Annotated in this window: 5 protein-coding genes; 2 read left to right on the forward strand and 3 right to left on the reverse strand. The window is 70.9% G+C overall.

What is annotated here, in order from left to right; translation table 11 throughout:
* Positions 1 to 1,053: aminotransferase class I/II-fold pyridoxal phosphate-dependent enzyme (locus tag ACFW2E_RS39660; protein WP_384474783.1), on the reverse strand; the 1,053-nt coding region annotated here is incomplete at its 3' end.
* A gap of 45 nt (positions 1,054 to 1,098) precedes the next feature.
* Here ACFW2E_RS39660 and ACFW2E_RS39665 point away from each other — a divergent pair.
* Positions 1,099 to 2,367 (forward strand): MFS transporter, encoded by a 1,269-nt coding sequence (locus ACFW2E_RS39665; RefSeq protein WP_384474786.1) that lies wholly within the window; start codon positions 1,099 to 1,101, stop codon positions 2,365 to 2,367.
* A 23-nt stretch (positions 2,368 to 2,390) separates the two neighbouring features.
* Positions 2,391 to 3,284 (forward strand): hypothetical protein, encoded by an 894-nt coding sequence (locus ACFW2E_RS39670; RefSeq protein ID WP_384474789.1) that lies wholly within the window; start codon positions 2,391 to 2,393, stop codon positions 3,282 to 3,284.
* A gap of 86 nt (positions 3,285 to 3,370) precedes the next feature.
* Here ACFW2E_RS39670 and ptsP read toward each other — a convergent pair whose 3' ends face one another.
* The gene (gene ptsP, locus ACFW2E_RS39675; RefSeq protein ID WP_384474792.1) at positions 3,371 to 5,041 is read right to left on the reverse strand and encodes a phosphoenolpyruvate--protein phosphotransferase; all 1,671 of its coding nucleotides are present in this window, start codon (positions 5,039 to 5,041) and stop codon (positions 3,371 to 3,373) included.
* Between the two features lie 78 nt (positions 5,042 to 5,119).
* Entirely contained in the window at positions 5,120 to 5,569 is a 450-nt protein-coding gene (locus tag ACFW2E_RS39680) for a PTS glucose transporter subunit IIA (protein ID WP_384474795.1), read from the reverse strand.
* Between the last annotated feature and the right edge of the window lie 415 nt (positions 5,570 to 5,984).

Genomic DNA, 5,984 nt, shown 5'->3' on the forward strand with positions numbered 1-5,984 from the left:
CGGGGGGCGCTGGGCGTCTCTCTCCCGCGCGCGTCCCACCACCGCGCGCGTGCCGTCGTCCGTCATCAGCCCGAGGACGGTCTCCTGCAGCAGATGGCTGACCCAGCCGGACGTCAGCAGCAGCCGCCCGTCGTGCCGGGCGAGCGTGACCGGGTCACAGGCCGCCGCGGCCCACCGCAGGTCCGTGCCGAGGAACTTGCTCACCGTCCGTACGTGCACCCAGCGCGGCAGTCCCGCACCGGTCAGCGAGTGCAGGGGAGCGTCGGCCACGGAGGACGCGTGGTCGTTCTCCACGACCAGCACGTCGGGCGCCTCCCGGAGCACGGCGACGAGCGCGTCCCTGCGCGCCGCGGAGAAGCATCCACCGTACGGATTCTGCGCCCGGGGACTGCACACCACGGCACGCGCCCCCGCGCGCAGCGCCGCCCGCAGGGCGTCCGGACGCACACCGGCCTCGTCCACCGCCACCGGGACGATCCGCAGCCCCAACGCCGTGACGAGGTCCAGCAGGTGGTGGTACCCGGGGTCCTCCATGGCCACCGCGTCCCCGGGCCGCAACTCCACCGACAACGACCGGGCGATCAGATCCAGCGCACCGTGCGCGAAGGTCACGTGCTCGACGGGCACGCCGTCCGGCCGGATCCAGTCCCGCACGGCCTCCTCCAACCGCGCCAGACGCGGGGTGGACCGATGGGAACGGGCACCGGGGGAGAGCCGGGACGGCGGCACGAGACCGGGGAGCAGCTCCGGATCCGGATGACCGCCGGCGAGGTCCCGCAGCCCCTCCGGGACCCTCGGCGGCCGCCGCGACGCGACGGCCGGGGCCTCCGTCACCACCGTTCCGCCGCGTCCGCGCGTCGCCACGATGCCCCGCTGCCGCAGGTCCTTGTACGCCGTGGCGACCGTGCCCGGACTCACCGCGAGCTCGTCCGCGAGCCGGCGCACGGGCGGCAGGGCCGCACCCGGAGCCAACGCGCCCTCGGCCACGCCCCGTTCTACGGACGCGGCAATCCCCTTGGCCGTCGTACCACTGATCACATATTGTGTTGCCACGTTACCGAGTATGTATCAATACATAATTTGGAGCAAGGGGGAGCAGTGGACGCGAAGCCCCGCGCCGCCGCACGGCCGAAACGCATACCCGGAGGCCGCGACGGCCGCAGAATGCTCGCCATCGCACTCGTCGACCGCACGGGCAGCGGTCTGTGGGCATCCGTCTCCGTCCTGTACTTCACCTACGTCTCAGGCCTCTCCGTGGCCGAAGTGGGCACCCTCGCGGCCGCCGCCGGCGCCGTCGGCATCGCCGGAGCACCCCTGGGCGGACGCCTCGCGGACCGGCTCCCGATCACCCGGGTCCTGATCTCGCTCCAACTCCTGCGCGCCCTCGCCTCCCTCGCCCTGCTGACCACCGACAACTACACCCTGCTCCTCGCCTACTCGGCCGTCGGCAGCCTCGGGGACCGGGCCGCGAACGTTCTGACCAAGCTCTACGCCACCCGCATCGCCGGTCCGGACCGCGTGCGCACCCAACCCCACACCCCCACCGACGCAAACGTGGGGGGGGCCCTGGGCGGCCTCGCCGCCGCGGCCGCGCTCGCCGCCGCCACGGCATACCGCTGGCTCCTAGCCGGTGACGCCCTCTCGTTCGCCGCGGCCGCGCTCCTCACCCTGCGTTGCGGCGAACCCCCGTCGCCCTCCCGCATCGCCGCCACATCGAAGGACACCGCCCCCACGACCAGGCCGGCCAACCCCTGGCGCGACCGCGCCTACCTCGCCTACGTCGCGACCGAGACGGTCCTCAGCCTCGACGACGCCGTCTTCAAGATCGGCCTGTCCCTGTGGATCGCCCACACCAGCCACGCGCCGCACGGCCTGGCGGCCCTGCTCCTGGTCCTCAACAACGTGCTGGTCGTGGCCCTCCAGGTGCCGCTCGCCCGCCTCGGCACCACCACCGCGGCCGCCCGCAACCTCCTGATCCCGCTCTCGGCCGCGTTCGGCCTCGGCGGCATCACCATGGCGCTCTCGGCCGACGGCGGCACCTCCACCACCCCACTGCTCCTCACCGTTTCGGCCATCGCCTTCACTCTGGCCGAGATGCTGCACGCCACCGTTTCCTGGGAGCTCTCCGTCGCACTGGCCCCCGACACCGCCCAGGGCGCCTACCTCGGCGTGCACGGACTGGCCCAGTCCGCACAGCGCAGTCTGGGACCACTCGCCGTCACCGCGGCCATCGCCACCGGCCCCATCGGCTGGACCACGTTCGGCGCCACCATCGCCGCGACGTGCCTCGTTCAGCGCCGCCTGGTCCGCGACCGCCTCGCACGGACCCCGTTGTCAGTGCCGCCGGTTACTGTGAGTGAGCACTGATCGACCGCGCTCAGGGGGAAAACATGGCGCACACCGACCACCGGACCATGCGACGCGCACTGCGCCGCGAAATCGCGGGCACCATCGGCCTGGTGACCGACGAGCACGACTTCCGCGCCATGCGGCGCTACCGCAGTTTCAGCTTCGACGACCACACCACCTACCTCCAGCAGGTGGAAGGACTCCTCAGGATCCGAGCCGCGCAGGGAACACACACCACACTGGCCCTGTTCGACCCCGAGGAGTACACGGAGTTCTGCACGGAGGCCGGACTCGACCCCGACCGTCCCGCCAGCCGAACACGCTTCACGGCAGAACTGGCGGCGACGGGCGCCACCATCCCGTACGAGGGCCAGGCCCTCACAGACCTGGTGCCCGCCCTCGTCGACGAGGCCCTCCGACAGGCCACATGGGAGTACGCGAGCACCCTTCTTGCCCGCCTCGGCCCCTGCCCCACCTGCGGTGAGGACATCGGCCGCGCGGCCTTTACCCACGCCGCGGATCTCCTCGTCCGCATCCTCGAAACCGCCTCGCCCGGCGACCGGCACCTCGTCTGCAGCGTCTCGGGCACTCCGGAAACCCTGGTCTCCGTCCTCAACGTCGACAAGGACTCCGACAGCGTCACACACATGGACGAGGCGGAAGCCCTCGAATTCACCACCGTCCTCGCCCTCGGTATCGCCACCCGCAGCCCCGGCGGACTCGTCATGCGCACCAGCGCCCCCGACACCGCAGACCGCGTCTACGGCTGGCGCCTACGCCGAGGCGGCCTCGAACCACTCACCGCGGGCGAGGTCTTCGACGCCTACTGCACCGACGTCGAATCCGGCGACCTCATCTCGCCCGAATCCGGCGTCGACTACTGCGCGCCACCCGGCCTCGGAGAGGCGGACACACCCTCCGGACACCATCACTGAACAGTGAACAGACCAACCGAGCACACCAGGGGCGCCCCACCCGAAGGCGGAGCGCCCCTGAAAGAAGCGCAGCCGACAGGCCGCCGCTACTCCCCGGACAGCACCGCCCGGGCCGCGACCCGCGCCTCCTCGGCGCTCTCCGCAGCCCGAGCCGCCGCCGCGGCCCGCTCACACTGAGCCAGCGTGTACTTGGCCAGCGTCGTCCGGACATAAGGAATGGACGCCGAACCCATGGAAAGAGAGGTGACACCCAGACCCGTCAGCACACAGGCCAGCAGCGGGTCGGACGCGGCCTCGCCGCACACACCACAGCTCTTGCCCTCGGCCGCCGCCGCCTCTGCGGCCAGCGCCACCAGGTCGAGCAGCGCGGGCTGCCAGGGATCCTGAAGACGCGCCACCGCACCCACCTGGCGGTCCGCGGCGAACGTGTACTGCGCGAGGTCATTGGTCCCCAGCGACAGGAACTCCACCTCCTGCAGAATCGAGCGCGCCCGCAGAGCGGCCGACGGAATCTCCACCATCGCGCCGAACTTCGCGTGCAGCCCTGCCTCGCGGCACGCGTCGGCGAATGCCCTGGCGTCGGCCCGGTCCGCCACCATCGGGGCCATCACCTCGAGGTAGACCGGGAGCCCCTCGGCGGCCTTCGCGAGCGCGGTCAGCTGCGTCCGCAGGATCTCGGGGTGGTCCAGCAGCGTCCGCAGGCCACGGACGCCGAGCGCCGGGTTCGGCTCGTCGCCCGGCGTCAGGAAGTCCAGCGGCTTGTCCGCGCCGGCGTCCAGCACCCGCACGACGACCCGGCCCTCCGGGAACGCCTCGAGCACCTGCCGGTAGGCGTCGACCTGCTTCTCCTCGGACGGCGCGTTCTTGCTGTCGTCGAGGAAGAGGAATTCGGTACGGAAGAGACCGACACCCTCGGCCCCGGCGTTCAACGCGGCCGGCACGTCCGACGGACCACCGACGTTGGCCAGCAGCGGCACCTTGTGCCCGTCCGCGGTGGCACCGGGTCCGGTCGAGGCAGCCAGTGCGGCCTTGCGCTCGGCCGCCGCTGCCTCGAGCGCGGCCCGCTTGTCCTCGCTGGGATTCACGAAGATGTCACCGGTGCTGCCGTCGACGGCGATCACCGTGCCCTCGGCGAGCTCACCGGCACCCGGCAGCGCCACCACGGCCGGCACGCCGAGTGCCCGCGCCAGGATCGCGCTGTGGCTGGTCGGCCCGCCCTCCTCGGTGACGAAACCGAGCACCAGGCTCGGGTCCAGCAGGGCCGTGTCGGCGGGAGCGAGATCACGGGCGACGAGCACATACGGCTCGTCGCTGTCCGGGACCCCCGGCATGGGGACCCCGAGCAGCCGGGCGACGATGCGATTCCGTACGTCGTCGAGGTCGGCCACCCGACCGGCCAGATACTCACCGGCCGCAGCCAGCAGCTCCCGGTAGGAGGCGAAGGCGTCGTACACGGCACGCTCGGCCGTGCTGCCGACGGCGATGCGCCGATCCACGTCCGCGATCAGCTCGGGGTCCTGGGCCATCATGGCCTGCGCCTCGAGTACCGCCTGGGCCTCGCCTCCCGCCAGGTTGCCGCGTGCGATCAGGTCGGCCGCCACGGCTTCGACGGCCTGGCGCGCGCGCCCCTGTTCGCGCTCGGCCTCCTCCGCCGGGATCTGCTTGGCAGGCGGTTCCAGGACCGCCGTCCCCATGTGCCGAACCTCGCCGATCGCCACACCATGGCTCACGCCGACGCCTCGCAGCGTTGTCTCCATCTCACCCGTCTCCGATAGTGCGGCAGGTCCCGCCGCCGCGGTGGTTGTCCTACTTGCCGTCGCACGACGGCACTGACGTCACTTCCAGCCGAAGAGACTGTCTCCGGCCTTCACATCGCCGTCGGCACGGAGATCGGAGAGCGCCTCGGCCGTGGCCTCCAGCGCCACGACCGGGCATACGGGGGACTTCCCGGCGGCCTCCACGGCGGCCGGGTCCCAGCGCACGACGGCCTGACCGCGCGTCACGGTGTCACCCTTGTTGACGAGCAGTTCGAAGCCCTCGCCATTGAGCTGCACGGTGTCGATCCCGAGATGGGTGAGTACCCCGTGGCCCTGCGCGTCGACGACGACGAAGGCGTGCGGGTGAAGAGAGACGATGACGCCGTCCACGGGCGCGACCGCCTCGGACGGCTCACGCACGGGGTCGATCGCGGTACCCGGGCCGACCATGGCCCCGGCGAAGACCGGATCCGGCACGGACTCCAGTCCGATGGCGCGTCCTGCGAGAGGGGACGTCACGGTGGTCATAGGAAGCCTCCCAGGGGTGGAGCTGCATATGAGGGCCGTCGCCGGTTGTGCCGGACAGCGCGCTGAGCAGCAGCGTATGCCAGATGAACTGCGGGTTCCGTATGAAAGCTACCAGCAAGTGGTCTAGACCACCAGTCCATTGGATTTGCGCCTGCTTCAGGGCCCCGTGTACAGTCGTACTCCTGCTTGAGGATGAGTGACGCCACCAAGCGTCCTTACTCGGCAGCACCCAACTTGTCGGATCCTGTCTCGGGGTCTCCTTCTGCATGTCTGCAGAACGGTGGTCAGAGAGACGGAAAAACACTGATAGAGTTTGGAACACCGAAGGGAAGCGCCCAGAGGAAAGCCCGAGAGGGTGAGTACAAAGGAAGCGACCGTTCCTTGAGAACTCAACAGCGTGCCAAAAGTCAACGCC

This window comes from Streptomyces sp. NPDC058964 (assembly GCF_042741275.1).
In the GTDB taxonomy this organism is placed as follows: domain Bacteria; phylum Actinomycetota; class Actinomycetes; order Streptomycetales; family Streptomycetaceae; genus Streptomyces.